The sequence below is a fragment of the Rugamonas apoptosis genome, assembly GCF_014042355.1.
In the GTDB taxonomy this organism is placed as follows: Bacteria; Pseudomonadota; Gammaproteobacteria; order Burkholderiales; family Burkholderiaceae_D; genus Rugamonas; species Rugamonas apoptosis.
The window spans coordinates 84,195-101,072 of the sequence record NZ_JACEZU010000009.1; the positions used below are offsets into that span (position 1 = coordinate 84,195).

The 16,878-nt window shown below is 64.2% G+C and carries 12 protein-coding genes; 5 read left to right on the forward strand and 7 right to left on the reverse strand.

Annotated elements, in window-relative coordinates:
• Positions 1–41 precede the first annotated feature (41 nt).
• From lpdA to H3H39_RS18380, 5 genes are all read right to left on the reverse strand, one after another.
• Complete coding sequence (lpdA, locus tag H3H39_RS18360) at positions 42–1,475, reverse strand: dihydrolipoyl dehydrogenase (RefSeq protein ID WP_182155190.1); 1,434 nt, start codon at positions 1,473–1,475, stop codon at positions 42–44.
• 7 nt (positions 1,476–1,482) lie between these two features.
• Positions 1,483–1,824 (reverse strand): PspC domain-containing protein, encoded by a 342-nt coding sequence (locus tag H3H39_RS18365; RefSeq protein WP_182155192.1) that lies wholly within the window; start codon positions 1,822–1,824, stop codon positions 1,483–1,485.
• Positions 1,825–1,886: 62 nt separating this feature from the next.
• The gene (gene odhB, locus H3H39_RS18370; RefSeq protein WP_182155194.1) at positions 1,887–3,125 is read right to left on the reverse strand and encodes a 2-oxoglutarate dehydrogenase complex dihydrolipoyllysine-residue succinyltransferase; all 1,239 of its coding nucleotides are present in this window, start codon (positions 3,123–3,125) and stop codon (positions 1,887–1,889) included.
• A 99-nt stretch (positions 3,126–3,224) separates the two neighbouring features.
• Positions 3,225–6,080, reverse strand: a complete 2,856-nt coding sequence (locus H3H39_RS18375; protein WP_182155196.1) for a 2-oxoglutarate dehydrogenase E1 component — start codon at positions 6,078–6,080, stop codon at positions 3,225–3,227.
• Between the two features lie 275 nt (positions 6,081–6,355).
• Positions 6,356–7,249, reverse strand: coding sequence for a LysR family transcriptional regulator (locus H3H39_RS18380; protein WP_182155197.1), 894 nt, complete (start codon positions 7,247–7,249; stop codon positions 6,356–6,358).
• Between the two features lie 103 nt (positions 7,250–7,352).
• On the opposite strand from H3H39_RS18380, the gene H3H39_RS18385 reads away from it, so the two are divergent.
• From H3H39_RS18385 to H3H39_RS18395, 3 genes are all read left to right on the forward strand, one after another.
• Positions 7,353–8,237 (forward strand): MBL fold metallo-hydrolase, encoded by an 885-nt coding sequence (locus H3H39_RS18385; RefSeq protein WP_182155198.1) that lies wholly within the window; start codon positions 7,353–7,355, stop codon positions 8,235–8,237.
• A 386-nt stretch (positions 8,238–8,623) separates the two neighbouring features.
• Positions 8,624–11,005: a TonB-dependent receptor gene (locus H3H39_RS18390; RefSeq protein WP_182155199.1), complete on the forward strand. Its 2,382-nt coding sequence runs from the start codon at positions 8,624–8,626 to the stop codon at positions 11,003–11,005.
• A 185-nt stretch (positions 11,006–11,190) separates the two neighbouring features.
• Positions 11,191–12,468, forward strand: coding sequence for a maltoporin (locus H3H39_RS18395; protein WP_182155200.1), 1,278 nt, complete (start codon positions 11,191–11,193; stop codon positions 12,466–12,468).
• Between the two features lie 33 nt (positions 12,469–12,501).
• On the opposite strand, the gene H3H39_RS18400 is transcribed toward H3H39_RS18395, so the two are convergent.
• Together H3H39_RS18400 and H3H39_RS18405 are read right to left on the reverse strand one after the other, a co-directional pair.
• Positions 12,502–13,752 (reverse strand): ROK family transcriptional regulator, encoded by a 1,251-nt coding sequence (locus H3H39_RS18400; RefSeq protein ID WP_182155201.1) that lies wholly within the window; start codon positions 13,750–13,752, stop codon positions 12,502–12,504.
• A 108-nt stretch (positions 13,753–13,860) separates the two neighbouring features.
• Positions 13,861–14,481, reverse strand: a complete 621-nt coding sequence (locus H3H39_RS18405; protein ID WP_182155202.1) for a nucleoside/nucleotide kinase family protein — start codon at positions 14,479–14,481, stop codon at positions 13,861–13,863.
• Between the two features lie 214 nt (positions 14,482–14,695).
• Between H3H39_RS18405 and H3H39_RS18410 the strand changes: the two genes are divergently transcribed.
• Both H3H39_RS18410 and H3H39_RS18415 read left to right on the forward strand, forming a co-directional pair.
• Positions 14,696–15,688 (forward strand): sugar ABC transporter substrate-binding protein, encoded by a 993-nt coding sequence (locus tag H3H39_RS18410; RefSeq protein ID WP_182155203.1) that lies wholly within the window; start codon positions 14,696–14,698, stop codon positions 15,686–15,688.
• Between the two features lie 228 nt (positions 15,689–15,916).
• Positions 15,917–16,876: an ABC transporter permease gene (locus tag H3H39_RS18415; protein ID WP_182155205.1), complete on the forward strand. Its 960-nt coding sequence runs from the start codon at positions 15,917–15,919 to the stop codon at positions 16,874–16,876.
• Positions 16,877–16,878 lie beyond the last annotated feature (2 nt).

Below are 16,878 nucleotides of genomic sequence, written 5' to 3' on the forward strand. Positions count from 1 at the left end.
CGATACCGCGTAGGACGAACGGGGGCCCGCCGCGTACTGCTTTAGAAGTTCAGGGTGCGCTTGTCGATCGCCAGTGCCGCTTCCTTGGTCGCTTCCGACAGCGATGGGTGTGCGTGGCAGATACGTGCGATGTCTTCAGCCGAAGCCTTGAACTCCATCGCCACCACGGCTTCCGAAATCAGCTCGGATGCCATTGGGCCGATGATGTGCACGCCCAGGATCTCGTCGGTGGTCGCGTCAGCCAGGAACTTGACCATACCCGAGGTGTCGCCCAGCGCGCGCGCACGGCCGTTGGCCAGGAACGGGAAGGTACCGGCCTTGTAAGCCACGCCTTCAGCTTTCAATTGCTGTTCGGTCTTGCCAACCCACGCGATTTCCGGCGAGGTGTAGATCACCCAAGGAATGGTGTTGAAGTTGGTGTGGCCATGCTGGCCGGCCATACGCTCGGCCACGGCAACGCCCTCTTCTTCCGCTTTGTGCGCCAGCATCGGGCCGCGCACCACGTCGCCCACCGCCCACACGCCAGGCAGGTTGGTCTTGCAGTCGCCGTCCACGGCCACGAAGCCGCGCTCGTCGAGCTGCAGGCCGACCTTGTCGGCACCCAGGCCGTTGGTGTTGGGGGTACGGCCGATCGAGATGATCAGCTTGTCGAACACGGCGCTCTGGGCTTCGCCCTTGGCGTTTTCGTATTCCACGGTGACGTTGTTCTTGCCGGTGCTGATCTTGCCGATCTTGCAACCCAGGTTGATCGACAGGCCCTGCTTGGCGAACAGCTTGCCCGCTTCCTTGGCGATCTGCTCGTCGACGGCGCCCAGGAACACAGGCAGGCCTTCCAGCACGGTCACTTCGGAACCCAGGCGGCGCCATACGGAGCCCATTTCCAGGCCGATCACGCCGGCGCCGATCACGCCCAGCTTGGCCGGAACAGCGTCGATCGCCAGCGCGCCGGTGTTCGACAGGATCAGTTTTTCATCAAACGGTGCGCCTGGCAGTTCACGCGCGTTGGAGCCGGTGGCGATGATGACTTGCTTGGCGTTGATGGTTTCGTTGGCGGGTGCCGAGACGACGATAGGATAGCCGTCAGCGGTGGCGGCGCCGCCGAACGAGGCGCGGCCGTGGAAGAAGCTCACTTTGTTCTTCTTGAACAGGAACAGGATGCCGTCGTTGTTCTGCTTGACGACGGTGTCCTTGCGCTTGATCATCTGGCCCAGGTTCAGCGACAGGCCGGCGACGTCGATGCCGTGCTCCTTGAAAGCATGGCCAGCGTGCTCATAGTGCTCGGACGACTGCAGCAGCGCCTTCGATGGAATGCAGCCAACGTTGGTGCAGGTGCCGCCTGGAGCGGGACCGCCCTTGGCGTTTTCCCATGCGTCCACGCAGGCCACGGAGAAGCCCAGCTGCGCTGCGCGGATGGCGGCGATGTAACCGCCAGGACCGGCGCCGATCACGACGACGTCAAATTGTTTAGTGCTCATATTTTTCTCAATTCCCAATCAGTTCCTCGTCCGGGACGAAGATCCATAACAGTAGGTAGACCACCAGTCCGAAGCCAAAAGTCACCGTGAACAGCGCGAAGATCAGGCGCCACACCCACGATTCCATGCCCGACGCCTTGGCCAGGCCGCCGCACACGCCGCCCAGCCAGCGGTCGCGGCGCGAGCGGCGCAGGCGATTCAATTCGCCCGGCAGGTCGATGTCGGCGCCGTCACGCGGAGGCGGACTGGCGTTCAACAGCCTGGCCTTGGCCTGGGCGAATTCCTCGTCGGACAAGGCGCCCGCCTGGTGCAGCTCGTGCAGGCGCTTGATTTCTTCGGCTACGTTCATGGTGGCCTTTCATGCTGGCCCCTGCCCGGGTGGACAGGGGCGTACTGGCGAAACGCGGGTGATTACAGTTCCAGCAGCAGGCGGGCTGGATCTTCCAGCGCTTCCTTCATGGCCACCAGGCCCAGCACGGCTTCGCGGCCGTCGATGATACGGTGGTCGTACGACATCGCCAGGTAGTTCATAGGACGGATCACGATCTGGCCGTTTTCAACCACAGCGCGGTCCTTGGTCGCGTGCACGCCCAGGATGGCCGATTGTGGCGGGTTGATGATCGGGGTCGACAGCATGGAGCCGAAGGTGCCGCCGTTCGAGATCGAGAAGGTACCGCCGGTCAGGTCGTCCAGCGTCAGCTTGCCTTCCTTGGCCTTGGCGCCGAATTCGCCGATTTTCTTCTCGATGTCGGCGATCGACATCTGGTCCGCGTTGCGCAGGATAGGCACCACCAGGCCGCGTGGCGAACCGACGGCGATACCGATGTCGAAGTAGCCGTGGTAGACGATGTCGTTGCCGTCCACGGAGGCGTTCAGGATCGGGTACTTCTTCAGGGCTGCCACGGCGGCCTTGACGAAGAAGGACATGAAGCCCAGCTTGACGCCGTGCTCTTTCTCGAACTTGTCCTTGTACTTGTTACGCAGGTCCATCACAGGCGCCATGTTCACCTCGTTGAAGGTGGTCAGGATGGCGTTGGTCGATTGCGACTGGATCAGGCGCTCGGCGATACGGGCGCGCAGGCGGCTCATTGGCACGCGCTCTTCCGGACGGTCGCCCAGGTTAGGAGCGGCCACGGCCACTTGTTGCAGCGCTGGTTTGGCAGCGGCTGGCGCCAGCGGCGCGACGGCAGGAGCGGCAGGCTTGGCGGCGGCGGCCAGGGCGTCGCCCTTGGTCACGCGGCCATCTTTACCGGTGCCGGCCACTTGCGAGGCCGACAGGTTGGCTTCCGACAGGATCTTGGCGGCGGCAGGCATGGCCACGTCGCCCTTGTTGCCGGCGGCGGCAGCGGCAGGAGCAGCGGCGGCTGGAGCAGCGGCGGCAGCAGCTGGGGCAGCGGCGGCAGCCGAACCTTCGGTGTCGATGATGGCGATCACTTCGCCGGCGACCACGGTGCTGCCGTCGCCCTTGATGATCTGTACCAGCACGCCAGCGGAAGGTGCTGGCAGTTCCAGCACCACTTTGTCGGTTTCGATATCGATCAGGTTTTCGTCGCGGGCCACTGCCTCGCCGACTTTCTTATGCCAGGTCAGCATGGTCGCTTCGGCGACCGACTCGGACAGTTGAGGAACCTTGACTTCGATTTGTGCCATGTAAAACTCCGTATATTTTGTTATTGCGGCGCCGCGCCCCGCGCGGCGCACCGTCAGTGAATGCGATCAGGCGCCGCGACTGTCGCGGCGCCGTTGACCTTATTTGGTCAGGATGAAGCCCTTGAGCTTCGAGAACGCCGTCTCCAGCAGGTCTTTTTGCTGGGCGTAGTGCTTGTCGTAGTAACCGACCGCTGGCGAAGCCGATGCCGGACGACCGGCGTAGGCCAGGCGCTGGCCCGATTCCATGCTCTCGAAGATGTTGTGCTGAATCTGGAACCATGGGCCCTGATTCTGCGGCTCGTCCTGTGCCCACACCACTTCGGCCAGGTTCGGGAACTTCTTCAGTTCAGCCGTGAACGACTTGTGCGGGAACGGATACAGCTGCTCGACGCGGATGATGGCGGTATCGGTCTGGCCGCGCGTCTTGCGGGCGTTGACCAGATCGTAGTACACCTTGCCCGAGCAAGCTACGACGCGCTTGACCTTCTTGGCGTCGATCTTGTCGTCCACTTCGCCGATCACGGTCTGGAACGCGCCCTTGGACAGTTCGGTCAGCGGCGTGCCGGCATCCTTGTTGCGCAGCAGCGATTTCGGGGTCAGGATCACCAGCGGCTTGCGGAACTGGCGCACCATCTGACGGCGCAGCACGTGGAAGATCTGCGACGCGGTGGTCGGCTGCACCACTTGCATGTTGTTGTCCGCGCACAGCTGCAGGAAACGCTCAGGACGGGCCGAGCTGTGCTCTGGACCCTGGCCTTCGTAACCGTGCGGCAGCATCATGACCAGGCCCGAAGCGCGGCCCCACTTCACTTCGCCGGAGCTGATGAACTGGTCGATCACCACTTGCGCGCCGTTGACGAAGTCGCCGAACTGGGCTTCCCAGATCGTCAGCGTGTTCGGTTCAGCGGTCGAGTAACCGTATTCGAAGCCCAGTACTGCTTCTTCCGACAGCACGGAGTCGATCACGGTGAATGGCGCCTGGCCTTCAGCGATGTTCTGCAGTGGCACGTAGGTGCCGGCATCCCAGCGTTCGCGGTTCTGATCGTGCAGCACGGCGTGACGGTGCACGAAGGTGCCGCGGCCGGCATCCTGGCCGGTCAGGCGCACGGCGTAGCCGGACGATACCAGCGAGGCGTAGGCCAGGTGTTCGCCCATGCCCCAGTCCAGGTTCAGTTCACCACGGCCCATGGAAGCGCGGTCGCCCAGCACTTTTTCCACCAGCGAGTGCACCTTGAAGCCTTCCGGCACGGTGGTGATACGGCCGGCCAGGCGCTTCAGTTCCGTCATCGGCACGGCCGTATCGGCCGAGTCGGTCCACTTGCGGTTCAGGAACGGCAGCCAGTCGACGGCGAACTTGTTCTTGAAGTTGGAGATCACTGGATCGACCGTGTGCTTGCCGGCGTCCATCGCCTCGCGGAAGGCGGCCACCATCTTGTCGCCGCCATCGGCAGGCACCACGCCTTGCGCGGCCAGCTTGTCGGCGTACAGCTTGCGGGTACCTGGGTGCTGGGCGATCTTCTTGTACATCAGCGGCTGGGTCAGGGCAGGCGTATCCTGCTCGTTGTGGCCCAGTTTGCGGTAGCAGATGATATCGACCACGATATCCTTCTGGAACTGCAGGCGATAGTCCATCGCGATCTGCGAGGCCAGTACCACGGCTTCAGGATCGTCCGCGTTCACGTGCAGCACGGGCGCTTCGATCATCTTGACCACGTCCGAGCAGTAGATGGTGGAACGGGCGTCGCGTGGGTCGGAGGTGGTGAAACCGATCTGGTTGTTGATGACGATGTGCACCGTACCGCCCGTGCCGTAGCCGCGGGTCTGGGCCAGGTTCAGGGTTTCCATGACCACGCCCTGGCCGGCGAAAGCGGCGTCGCCGTGCACCAGGATAGGCAGCACTTGCGCGCCCAGCGTATCGCCGCGGCGATCCATACGGGCCTTGACGGAACCTTCAACCACAGGGTTGACGATTTCCAGGTGCGATGGGTTGAACGCCAGCGACAGGTGGACCGGGCCGCCAACGGTGGAGATGTCGGACGAGAAGCCCTGGTGGTATTTCACGTCGCCGGCAGGCAGGTCGTCGCCATGCTTGCCTTCGAATTCTTCGAACAGCTCTTTCGGGCTCTTGCCCAGGGTGTTGACCAGCACGTTCAGGCGGCCGCGGTGGGCCATGCCGATCACGATCTCTTGCACGCCTTTTTCGCCGGCGCGCTGGATGATCTCATCGATCGAGGCGATGAACGTTTCGCCGCCTTCCAGCGAGAAGCGCTTCTGGCCGACGTACTTGGTGTGCAGGTAGCGTTCCAGGCCTTCGGCCGCCGTCAGGCGTTCCAGGATGTGCTTCTTCTTGTCGGCCGTGAAATTGGGGGTGGAGCGGATCGATTCCAGGCGTTCCTGCAGCCAGCGCTTCTCGGCCGGGTCGGAAATGTACATGTATTCCGCGCCGATGGAGCGGGTGTAGGTGTCGCGCAGGAAGTTGGTCAGGTCGCGCAGGGTCGCGGTTTCAGGACCGAAGTAGGTGTTGCTGATGTTGAACACGGTGTCCATGTCCGCATCGGTGAAGCCGTAGAAGCTGGGGTCCAGCTCGGGAATCATCGGACGTTCCTGGCGCTGCAGCGGGTCCAGGTTGGCCCAGCGCGAACCCAGGTAGCGGTAAGCGGCAATCAACTGGGTGGCGGCGACGCGCTTGCGGCCCATTTCGGGGTCGCCGGAGGCGGTCACGGTGCGGATCGGGCCAGCCTTGGCGCGCTCGGCGAACGAGGCGATCACGGAGGCGTGGGCCACGTCAGGCTTGTTGGAACCGTCGACGGCCGGGACGTGCTGCATGGCGTCGAAGTAGGCGCGCCAGTTGTCTGGCACGGAACCCGGGTTGTTGAGATACGCTTCGTACAGCTCTTCGACGTACGGCGCGTTCCCACCAAACAGGTAGGAGTTGGACGTATTTTGTTGCATCATATTGCTCACCTTTCTTCGCGCTTCGCGAGATTAGCGGGTTAATCTAACCTTCCGCGACACGGCCTGACCGGTTAGCGGATTGCACATCAAGTTGTGGGGAAGGACTTTTGTTTCTTTCGGTAGAACTAAAATCGGTCAATCAGGATAGCACGCGGCATTGTATCTCAACAACCATTGCTGCGTAAAAAATGCACGCAAAGCGCCAGTAAATTTGCGCGCTCGGGCCACGCCCAGGCTGGATGCGGGCAAAACATGGCCATAAGATTAACGCTCCCCTACCAGCCCGGATGGCTGCCGAACCAGTCCAGCAGGAAGTCCAGCATGGCCCGCAATGCCGGCGGCAGATACTGGCGTGAGCTGTAGATGCCGTAGATGCCCATGCGCTGCGGCACGCACTCGGGCAGCAGCGCCACCAGCTGGCCGGCGGCGATCAGCGGCGCCGCGCTGTAGGCCGGTTGCAGGGCGATGCCCACCCCCTGCACGGCGGCCGACAGCAGGATCAAGTCCTCATTGGCCGACAGGTTGCCGCCCACCGGCACGGCCAGCGCCTGACCGTCGCGCGTGAACTGCCACAGGCTCTTGCCGAAATAGCTATACGTGAGGCAGTTATGGTCGGCCAGGTCTTCGGCCCGGCGCGGCGTGCCATGCGCTTCCAGGTAGGCCGGCGCGGCGCAGACCACGGAATCGCAGCTGGCCAGGCGGCGCGCGATCAGGTTGGGATCGAGCGCGTTGGTGATGCGCAGCGCCAGGTCGATGCGTTCCTCGACCAGGTTGACGGCCCGGTTATTCACTTGCAGGTCGACCGCCATGCGCGGGTAGCGGCGCAAATACGCCGGCACGGCCGCCGCCAGCGCCGCCTGCGCCAGCGACTGCGAACAGCTGACGCGCAACAGGCCGTGGGGCGTGTCCGGGTCTTCGGGCGGCACGGCGTCGATGGCGGCGGCCAGTTCCAGCATGCCGCGGCAGCGCGCCAGCGTCACTTCGCCCGCATCCGTCAGGCTCAAACGGCGCGTGCTCCGGTGCAGCAGGCGGGCGCCGGCCCACTGCTCCATCTCGGCCAGGTAGCGCGTGACCATGGCGCGCGACATGTCCAGCGCTTCCGCCGCCGCGATCATGCTGCCCCGCTCGACGATGCTGACAAACACGGTGGCGGCGGTGATGCGATCCATAATTCGTCCGATTTATGCAATTAATTAGTGCAGAATACCGGGTTTTTCTCTCGAATCAAGCAATTTAAGATGACGTCACTCCCACTTCAACAGAAAGACGATCATGTTCAAGCCCACCATTCTGTCCGCCGCCCTCGCCGCCACCGCCGCCCTGGGTATCGTCCCCGCCGCATCCGCCGCATCGGCGCCGCTGACGCTGGAGGTCTACAACCCCGGCGAAGCGGCCATCTTCCCGGTCGCCTCGGTACTGCTGGCGGGCCAGCATGACGCGGTGCTGATCGACGCCCAGTTCTCACGCGGCGAAGCGCTCAAGCTGGCCGAGCGCATCCGCGCCAGCGGCAAGCGTCTGACCACCGTGTACGTGAGCCATGGCGACCCCGATTTCTACTTCGGCCTGGAGGTGATCCACGCCGCGTTCCCGGATGCGCGCATCGTGGCCACGCCGCAAACCATCGCCGCCATGCAGCAGAAGGCCGCCGCCAAAGTGGCCTACTGGGGTCCGATCCTGAAGGACAACGCTCCGCAAGGCATCGTCATGCCGCAGCCGCTGCAGGGCGACAGCATCAAGCTGGAAGGCCAGACGCTGAAGATCGAAGGCTTGCAGGGCAAGTCGCCCGAGCGCAGCTACGTGTGGATTCCGTCGATCAAAGCCGTGGTGGGCGGCGTGGTGCTGTTCAACGAGCTGCATGTGTGGACGGCCGATACCCAGACCGTGGCATCGCGCCAGCAGTGGCTGGCCACGCTGGACGCCATCAGCGCGCTGAAGCCGGTCACGGTGGTGCCAGGCCACTTCAAAGTCGGCGTCAGCTACACGCCGGACAGCATCGCCTACACCCGCGACTACCTGCAACGCTTCGAAGCCGAAGCGCCCAAGGCGGCCGATGCCGCCGGCCTGATCGCCACCATGAAGGCCGCCTACCCGGCCGCCGGCATGGCGGGCGCGCTGGACATCTCGGCCAAGGTGATCAAGGGCGAGCTCAAGTGGTAACCCCCTCAAAATCGGGGACGTAACACCATTTAGCCTACGGGAAATATCTTGTTACGTCCCCGGTTTCGCCTCACGGCGAAATTGAAGTACGTCCCCGATTAGTGACTCATCAAAATCGGGGACGTAACACCATTTTGCGCAAAATCCGGGACGTAACACCATTTTGCCTGCAGGGAATATCTTGTTACGTCCCGAATTTTGTTACACCCCGAATTTTGCTTCGCGGGAAAATTGGAGTCCGTCCCCGATTTTTGACTGGCGCATTAAGAAAAACCGTATTTTCTGTAAAATTGTTGTATATACAATCAATTCTGCAGCGCAACAATGTAGGACAATGACGGCCCTTGCCAATTTGCGGCCGCTTTGCGCGCCAGCCCTGTCCTGATATGAAAATCCAACGCTCCCGATTGCAACTGGCGATCGCTACCCTCTGCACCACCGGCGCCACCCTCGCTTGGGCCCAGCAGGATGCGCCTGCCACCACCGACAATGCGGCCGTACCGGCCAAGCCCGCGCGCAGCGAGCAAATCCAGACCATCCAGGTCACGGCGCAAAAACGCAAGGAGGACGCCAGCAAGGTGCCGATCAGCATGTCCGTGGTGCGCGGCGAAGATCTGGCGGCCCAGCATATCGCCGGACTGGAAGACATCACCCGCAACGTGCCCAACATCTCGTTCTCGGGCGGCACCCAGGGCAATGGCCCCGGCCTGTCGAACATCGAGATGCGCGGCATCGCCTCCTCCGCCGGTTCGGGCACGGTGGGCATCTACATGGACGACGTGTCCATGACCACCCGTAACCTGTACAGCCTGGGCAGCCCGGAGCCGAAGTTCTTCGACGTGGACCGCATCGAAGTGCTGCGCGGCCCGCAAGGCACGCTGTATGGCGCCAGCTCCATGGGCGGCACGCTGAAAGTGCTGCTGAACCAGCCGGACCTGAAGAAGATGGACAACAGCGCCATGGCTGAACTGTCCTCCACCTCGCACGGCGGCATCAACCACAGCGTCAACGCGGTGCTCAACGTGCCGCTGGTGGCCAACGAAATGGCGCTGCGCGTGGGCGTGCAGAGCACCCACGTGAGCGGCTACATCACCCAGGTCGATCCCGACACGCTGGCCACCGTGCGCCGCCGCACCAATTCGGAAGACGACGCCGTGCTGCGCATGGCGCTGAAATGGGCCGTCAACCACGACCTGACCATCACCCCGGCCCTGTTCTACCAGGAAGTGAAGACGGGCGACCTGCCGACCGAATATCCATATTCGCAAACGACGGGCGCGGCCCTGCAACCGTTCCAGGTCAGCAAGCCGGTGCTGGAACCGGGCAAGGACAAGCTGTTCACGCCCAACCTGACCATCAACTACGACCTGGGCCGGGCCGATCTGGTGTCCGTCACCAGCTTCTACCAGCGCGATTTCAACCGCACCCAGGACGGCACCCAGGCCAACAGCGCCTATCTGGCCTCGCTGCTGCAACCGGGTGCGCCGGCCAACCTGGCGTCCACGCTGGCCGTCACGCCCGCCTACGTCTACCTGAACAACCAGGTGCGCCAGTTCTCGCAGGAGTTCCGCCTCGCCTCCAAGGGTTACGACGCCAAGAACCCGACGCCCGTCACCTGGCTGGCCGGCGCCTACTTCTCCAACCTGCACACCACCGTCAACGACAACGAACCGGTGCCGGGCATGAACGCGCTGTTCGCCAAGTACGGCCTGAACGCGGAAAATCCGGCCGTCATGTCGGGCACCTTCCCCGGGGCGTTCGCCAACGACAGCGCCTACTTCACGGCGCGCCACTACCGCACCACGCAGAAGGCGGCCTTCGGTGAAGCCAGCTACCACTTCTCGCCCGACCTGCGGGTGACGGCCGGCCTGCGCGACCTGTACGCCACCGACTCGCTGGCGCGCGAGGCATCCAACTACTTCGCCGCCATGCCGGGCATGACGATCCAGCAGGCGCACGACGAAAGCACCCATGCGCTGACGCCGAAGTTCGCCGTCTCGTGGAACGTGGACCCGACCGATATGCTGTACTTCAACGCGGCCAAGGGCTTCCGCCTGGGCGGCCAGAACCGCGACATTCCGCTGTCGATCTGCGGTTCGGAACTGAACAGCCTGGGGCTGGCGAAAGCGCCAGCCAGCTTCGGTTCCGATTCGCTGTGGAGCTACGAGGTGGGTAACAAGTCGCGCTTCCTGAACAACCGCCTGTCCATCAACGCGGCGGCCTACTACATCGACTGGAAGAACATCCAGGTCGACCGCGCGCTGAGCTGCACCTTCGACTACGAGACCAACGCCGGCAAGGCCCGCAGCACGGGCGTGGAACTGGAAGTGAAAGCCAAGCCGACACCGGACCTGACCATCGACCTGGCGGCCGGTTACACCAATGCCTACCTGGTGGAAGCGAATGAAGCCCTCGGTTCGCTGGCCGGCCAGAAAGTGCCGGGCGCGCCCAAGTTCAACGCCACGCTGGGCGGCGAATACCGCTACACCATCACTGGCACCACGGACGGCTTCGCGCGCCTGACGGCGCACTGGACCGGTTCCAGCTACGGCACCGCCCACATCGGCGACAGCGATTACCAGCGCCCCGCCTATGCGACCGTGGACGCCAGCGTCGGCATCAACTTCGACAAATGGCAGGTGTCGCTGTTCGCCAAGAACGTGGCCAACAATAACAAGGTGATCCAGCGTCCCAATGTGCAGTTCTTCCAGGAGGCGTACCGCCTGGTGCCCCGCACGGTGGGCGTGAACGTGTCCGGCAGCCTGTAAGCGTTTCACTCCAATAAACCGGGGTCAGGTCATGCATCACGCATCTTGCGTGATGACATGACCTGACCCCGGTTTTTTTTGTTGCAATTTCGCATCTGCTTAAATAAAACAAATTGATTTAATTAAGAAGCGGCGGCACAATCGCTCTCGCTGTATCAACAACCACAACGATCAGGAGACACAAGATGAACCGTCTGACCCGGAATGCCCTCCCCATGGCGCTGGCCATCGCCTGCAGCTTCGCCCACGCCGATTCCTACAACGACACGGAAGGCTTCCACGGCTACCTGCGCGCCAGCGCCGGCAGCAGTTCCACCCACGGCCCGCAAAGCTGCTACGCGCTGGGCGGCCCGACCTCGTCCTACCGCCTGGGCAACGAGTGCGATTCGTACACGGAGTTCGGCTACACCAAGGAGATCGCCAAGGCCGACAACGGCGTCAGCTTCGTCAGCACGCTGTGGGTCAACGCCTACTCGCCCGGCTCGGACTTCCGCGACGCCAAGCTGGGGCTGGTGAAAGGCTATGTGGAAGCGAAGGGCCTGCCCTTCCTGGGCGGCGGCACGGCCTGGATGGGCAAGCGTTACTACTACCGTCCCGACATCCACATGCTCGACATGCAGTACATCCACATGAACGGCACGGGCGGTGGCCTGGACAAGATTCCGCTGGGCGCGGGCCGCATCAGCTACGCCGTCTTCAAGGATAACGACACCAACGCCACCGGAGCGGGCGGCGCCATCGTCAACACCCCGGCCGCCATCCGCCAGAACGTGCTGTATGAAGGCTTGCCCGTCAACGCGGGCGGCACGGTCGATATCGCGCTGACGCTGATCTCGGCCCAGGGCCGCGACCGCGCGGCATTGGGCCAGGGCGACAACAGCCATGGCGGCTGGGCGGCCGGCGTGTTCCACAAACAGGAAATGCTGGGCGGCGCCAACCTGGTGGGCCTGCAGTACGGCAGCGGCGCCGGCACCGGCATCGGGGCCTGCTGCTCGCGCATGGGGATCTCGGGCAGCACGACCCTGGCTTCGGACGTGACGCGCGTGCGCGTGCTGGACGACCTGGTGATCCAGCCTACCCGCCAGTTCAGCATGGAATTCGCGGCCCTGTACCAGAAGGACAAGGCCGACGATATCGCCTTGCGCAACACCTGGACCACCATGGGCGTGCGCCCCGTGTATGCCGTGCTGCCCAACCTGAAGCTGCAGGGTGAGCTGGGCGTCACCACGCTCAAGCAGGACAGCACCGGCCAGACCGCGCGCCTGACCAAGCTGACCTTCGCACCAGCCATCTCGATGGGCGAAAGCTACTGGTCGCGTCCGGAGTTGCGCGCCTTCGTCACCTACGGCAAATGGAATGGCGCCGCCACGCCGCTGGTCAACGCGGCCAACAACAGCGGCCCTGTGTATGGCGCCAACACCAGCGGCCTGTCGGCCGGCCTGCAGGTCGAGGCTTGGTGGTAAGCGAGGAGTGACAGCGCCGGAAGCGGCCAGTCCTCAGGCTTCGAGCTTGAGGAACAGGTCGCGGTCCGGCGCGAAATTGGCGTACAGCGGCAGCAACGCGCCACCGAGCGCGCGCGCGTCCGGGCCGATGGTGCCCATCTGGATCTGCGGCCGCTGCACGCCTTCCCAGTTATAGCGCGCCAGCGCGTCCGACACGCCGGCCATCAAGCGCTCCAGCAGCGCGCGGCTGCACGAACCGTCCACGATCACCCCTTCCAGGTCCAGCAGGCAGCTGGCGTTGGTGACCACCATCGCAATCGCGTTGGCGGCTTGCGCCACCCACGCCGTGCTGTGCGCATCCCACTCCCCTTGCGTGGCCCGCTCGTCGTAGGCGGCCAGCGGATCGAGGCCGGCCTGCTGGAACAGGTTTTCCAATCCCAGTAACGAAGCGGTGGACAGCAGTTGCGCCGGCGGTGTGCCCGTATCCGCGCCGGCCATCCCCACCGGCAGCGAGCCGATGGCGCCCGCGTTGCCGTGCAGACCCGCGTGCAGATGGCTGTCGATCACCAGGCCGCCGCCAATGAAGGTGTCGATGTACAGATACAGGAAACTCTTGACGCTGCGCCCCCGTCCGGCCACCAGTTCGGCCACGCAGGCGGCCGCCGTGTCCTTGGCGAAGCGCACCGGCAGGCCCGTGTCGGCTTCGATCTGGCGCGCGATATCGAGCCGGTTCCAGCGTCCGCCCTCCTCGGGCGCCATGCCGATCAACTCGCGCCAGCTGCCCAGCGACAGCGGCGCGGCCACGCCAATGCCCTGGATGCGGCTGCGCAGCGCGGGCGCCAGCGAGGCCTGCATCCGGCGTACCTGTTCGGCGATGGTGCTGAACACCTGGTCCGGTTCGGGAAAGCGGTAGCCCAGCGAATAGCGGTCGCGCACCTCGCCGACAAAATCGAGCAGCAGCACGTCCAGGCTGCGGCGGCCGATCTTGACGCCGATGGAAAAGGCGCCGTCCGGCTTGAGCGCGATCGGCACCGAGGGCTGGCCGATCTTGCCGCGCAGCGGTTCCAGCTTCATTACCAGGCCATCGTCGGACAAGCGGGCGATGATGAGCGCCACGGTCTGGGTGCTGAGCGTGGTCAGGCGGGCCAGGTCGGCCTTGGGCAGGCTGCCGTGCAGGCGGATCGCCTGCAGCACCACGCGCTCGTTGAACTGGCGCATGCCGGTCTGGTTCGAGCCCCGCGGCCGCAGGTTGTCGGCGACGGCTTCGTCAGCGTCGTCGGCGGCGGTGGGGGGAGTTTGCTGCATGGGGACGGCTCCCGGGCGCGCGCTTGCGCCGTGTGTTGGCAAAGCAGGCAGTCTGCACCATCGCGCCCGGCTTGGCAACTTGCGGTATCACGCCGCCTGGCACGCCGCTTACCGCAACACGAGATCGGCCCGCACCCGGCTCGCTTCCACCAGCACGGCATTGGGTTCGTCCGTTTGCCACACCCAGTCGTGCGCCTGTTCGGCCGTGCGGCCAAAGCGCATGTGACGCGCCGCCAGCCGCTCGCGCCGCAGCTCACTGTCAACATCGACGTACCAGACGGCATCCAGTTGCGCGCGCACGCCGGCCCAATGGCCCTGGTCCAGCAGCAGGTAATTGCCCTCCGTGATCACCAGCTCGATTTCCGGCGGCACGGCGATGGCGCCGGCCACGCCCTCCTCAATCTCGCGCCGGTACTCGGGCGCGTACACCACCTCATGCGGGGGACGCTGGCGCAAGCGCGCCAGCATGGCCACGTAACCGGCACTGTCGAAGGTATCCGGCGCGCCCTTGCGGCCGGCCCGGCCCAGCCGCGCCAGTTCCGCGTTGGCCAGGTGGTAGCCGTCCATGGGCACCACCACGGCGCGGCCGGGCAGCGCGTCCAGCAGGCGCTGGGCCACGGTGGACTTGCCGGCGCCGGGGGCGCCGGCCAGGCCCAGCATATAACGTTGGCCGGGCACCAGCTTGGCCAGCACTCCCGCCAGCGCTTGTTCCAAAACGACAGTCTCCACACATTCTCCAGGGTGATTTCGGCCCACGTTGAGCGGGGACGAGCTTAACTTTGTTGCCACATTGCGTCAATTGTGCCACGGCGCGACCCGATTAAATAAAATAGATTGATTTATTAATCGAAGCAGCCTATATTTCAGTCAGCGCGGTACCAACACCCGCGCCACGTCGACCACCCCGGTCGGATATCCAAATAAAAAACACTTAGGAGACAGCATGTACGCCAAGCATTGCATCGCAGTGGGTTTGATCGCATCCGTCGCCGGCTACGCCGCCGCAGCAGAACCCGTCATCGGCCTGATCACCAAGACGGAGACCAACCCCTTCTTCGTCAAAATGAAGGAAGGCGCGCAACATGCGGCCAAGCTGCAAGGCGCCAAACTGTTGACGGCGGCCGGCAAGGCCGACGGCGACAACGCGGGCCAGGTGACGGCCATCGAGAACATGATGTCGGCCGGCGCCAAGGTCATCCTGATCACCCCCAACGATTCCAAGGCCATCGTGCCCGCCATCAAGAAGGCGCGTGACGCCGGCGTGATGGTGATCGCGCTCGACAGCCCGGCCGAACCGGCCGATGCCACCGACGCCCTGTTCGCCACCGATAACTTCAAGGCCGGCCGGCTGATCGGCGAATACGCCAAGGCTTCGTTCGGCGGCAAGCCCGTCAAGATCGCCACGCTGGACCTGTTCCCCGGCCACCCGGTCGGCATCGCCCGCCACAACGGCTTCCTGGCCGGCTTCGGCGTGCCGGGCGTGGACGCCAAGACTAGCGGCCTGGCCAAGAGCGCGGACGTGGTCTGCATGGCCGACAGCTACGGCGACCAGGGCAAGGGCCAGACGGCGATGGAAAACTGCCTGCAGAAAAATCCCGACATCAACCTGGTCTACACCATCAATGAACCGGCGGCGGCCGGCGCCTACAAGGCCCTGAAAGCGGCCGGCAAGGAAAAAGGCGTGCTGATCGTGTCGGTGGACGGCGGCTGCGCCGGTGTGCGCGACGTCAAGGCCGGCGTGATCGCGGCCACCTCGCAGCAGTACCCGCTGAAGATGGCGGGCCTGGCGGTCGATGCCGGCATGACCTATGCGAAGACCGGCAAGAAGGTGAGCGGCTATGTGGATACGGGCGTGACCCTGATCACCGACCACAAGCAGGCCGGCGTGAGCAGCCAGGACACAGGCTTTGGCCTGAGCGCCTGCTGGGGCAAATAAGCACGCCAGTCACGGCACGTATCAAGGACCAAGAAGCCGTTTCAACATGACCATGGCCCGGCGTGGCGCCGAAGACAGTGCGCATGCACTGCCAGGCCCACAACGACGCCATGGGCTTGTTGGGTGACTTCCGACCGCACCGAAAGGAATATCATGCAAAGCAATCTGAACCAGGGTTCCGGGGCCGCTGCCGCCGTCCGCCAGCCCCCTGCCCTCCCGGGAAAAACCATGTCACTGCGCCTGAAAGATGTACTGCCGCCAGTCACCGTACTGGGGCCACTGCTGGCCTTGCTGGCCGCCTGCCTGTTCTTCACTACCCAATCGGACCGCTTCCTGAGCGGCCAGAATTTCTCGCTGATCCTGCAACAGGTGATGGTGGTGGGCGTGATCGCCATCGGCCAGACCCTGATCATCCTCACGGCCGGCATCGACCTGTCGTGCGGCATGGCGATGGCGCTGGGCTCGGTGGTGGCCACCAAGTTCGCCGTCGACTACGGCATGCATCCCTACCTGGCCGTACTGTGCGGCATGGGCGTGTGCATGCTGATCGGCTACATCAACGGCGCGCTGGTCACTTCGATCAAGCTGCCGCCCTTCATCGTCACGCTGGGCACCATGAACATCGCCTTCGCCGTGACCCAGATTTACTCGCAAGCCCAGACCGTGACCGGCCTGCCGGACGCGATGACCTTCTTCGGCAACACCTTCCACCTGGGCCAGACCACCCTCACCTACGGCACCGTGCTGATGCTGGCCTTGTATGTGCTGACCTGGCTGTTCCTGCGCGAGACGGCGCCCGGCCGCCACCTGTACGCGGTCGGCAACAACCCGGAAGCGGCCCGCCTGACCGGTATCGCCACCTCGCGCGTGCTGCTGGGCGTGTACATGATGGCCGGCCTGTTCTACGGCGTGGCGGCCATGCTGTCCGTGGCCCGCATGGGCGTGGGCGATCCGCAAGGCGGCCAGACCGATAACCTGGACAGCATCACGGCCGTGGTGCTGGGCGGCACCAGCCTGTTCGGCGGGCGCGGCTCCGTCGTGGGCACCTTTATCGGCGTGCTGATCGTGGGCGTGTTCCGCAACGGCCTGACCCTGATGGGCGTGCCTTCCGTGTACCAAATCCTCGTGACGGGCGTGCTGGTGATCCTGGCTGTCGCCACCGACCAACTGACGCACAAGAAAGGCTAATG

What these genes read in the sequence shown, in the direction of transcription:
- lpdA (WP_182155190.1), bottom strand. Translation starts at nt 1,475, where the DNA reads ATGAGCACTAAACAATTTGACGTCGTCGTGATCGGCGCCGGTCCTGGC.
- H3H39_RS18365 (WP_182155192.1), bottom strand. Translation starts at nt 1,824, where the DNA reads ATGAACGTAGCCGAAGAAATCAAGCGCCTGCACGAGCTGCACCAGGCG.
- odhB (WP_182155194.1), bottom strand. Translation starts at nt 3,125, where the DNA reads ATGGCACAAATCGAAGTCAAGGTTCCTCAACTGTCCGAGTCGGTCGCC.
- H3H39_RS18375 (WP_182155196.1), bottom strand. Translation starts at nt 6,080, where the DNA reads ATGATGCAACAAAATACGTCCAACTCCTACCTGTTTGGTGGGAACGCG.
- H3H39_RS18380 (WP_182155197.1), bottom strand. Translation starts at nt 7,249, where the DNA reads ATGGATCGCATCACCGCCGCCACCGTGTTTGTCAGCATCGTCGAGCGG.
- H3H39_RS18385 (WP_182155198.1), top strand. Translation starts at nt 7,353, where the DNA reads ATGTTCAAGCCCACCATTCTGTCCGCCGCCCTCGCCGCCACCGCCGCC.
- H3H39_RS18390 (WP_182155199.1), top strand. Translation starts at nt 8,624, where the DNA reads ATGAAAATCCAACGCTCCCGATTGCAACTGGCGATCGCTACCCTCTGC.
- H3H39_RS18395 (WP_182155200.1), top strand. Translation starts at nt 11,191, where the DNA reads ATGAACCGTCTGACCCGGAATGCCCTCCCCATGGCGCTGGCCATCGCC.
- H3H39_RS18400 (WP_182155201.1), bottom strand. Translation starts at nt 13,752, where the DNA reads ATGCAGCAAACTCCCCCCACCGCCGCCGACGACGCTGACGAAGCCGTC.
- H3H39_RS18410 (WP_182155203.1), top strand. Translation starts at nt 14,696, where the DNA reads ATGTACGCCAAGCATTGCATCGCAGTGGGTTTGATCGCATCCGTCGCC.
- H3H39_RS18415 (WP_182155205.1), top strand. Translation starts at nt 15,917, where the DNA reads ATGTCACTGCGCCTGAAAGATGTACTGCCGCCAGTCACCGTACTGGGG.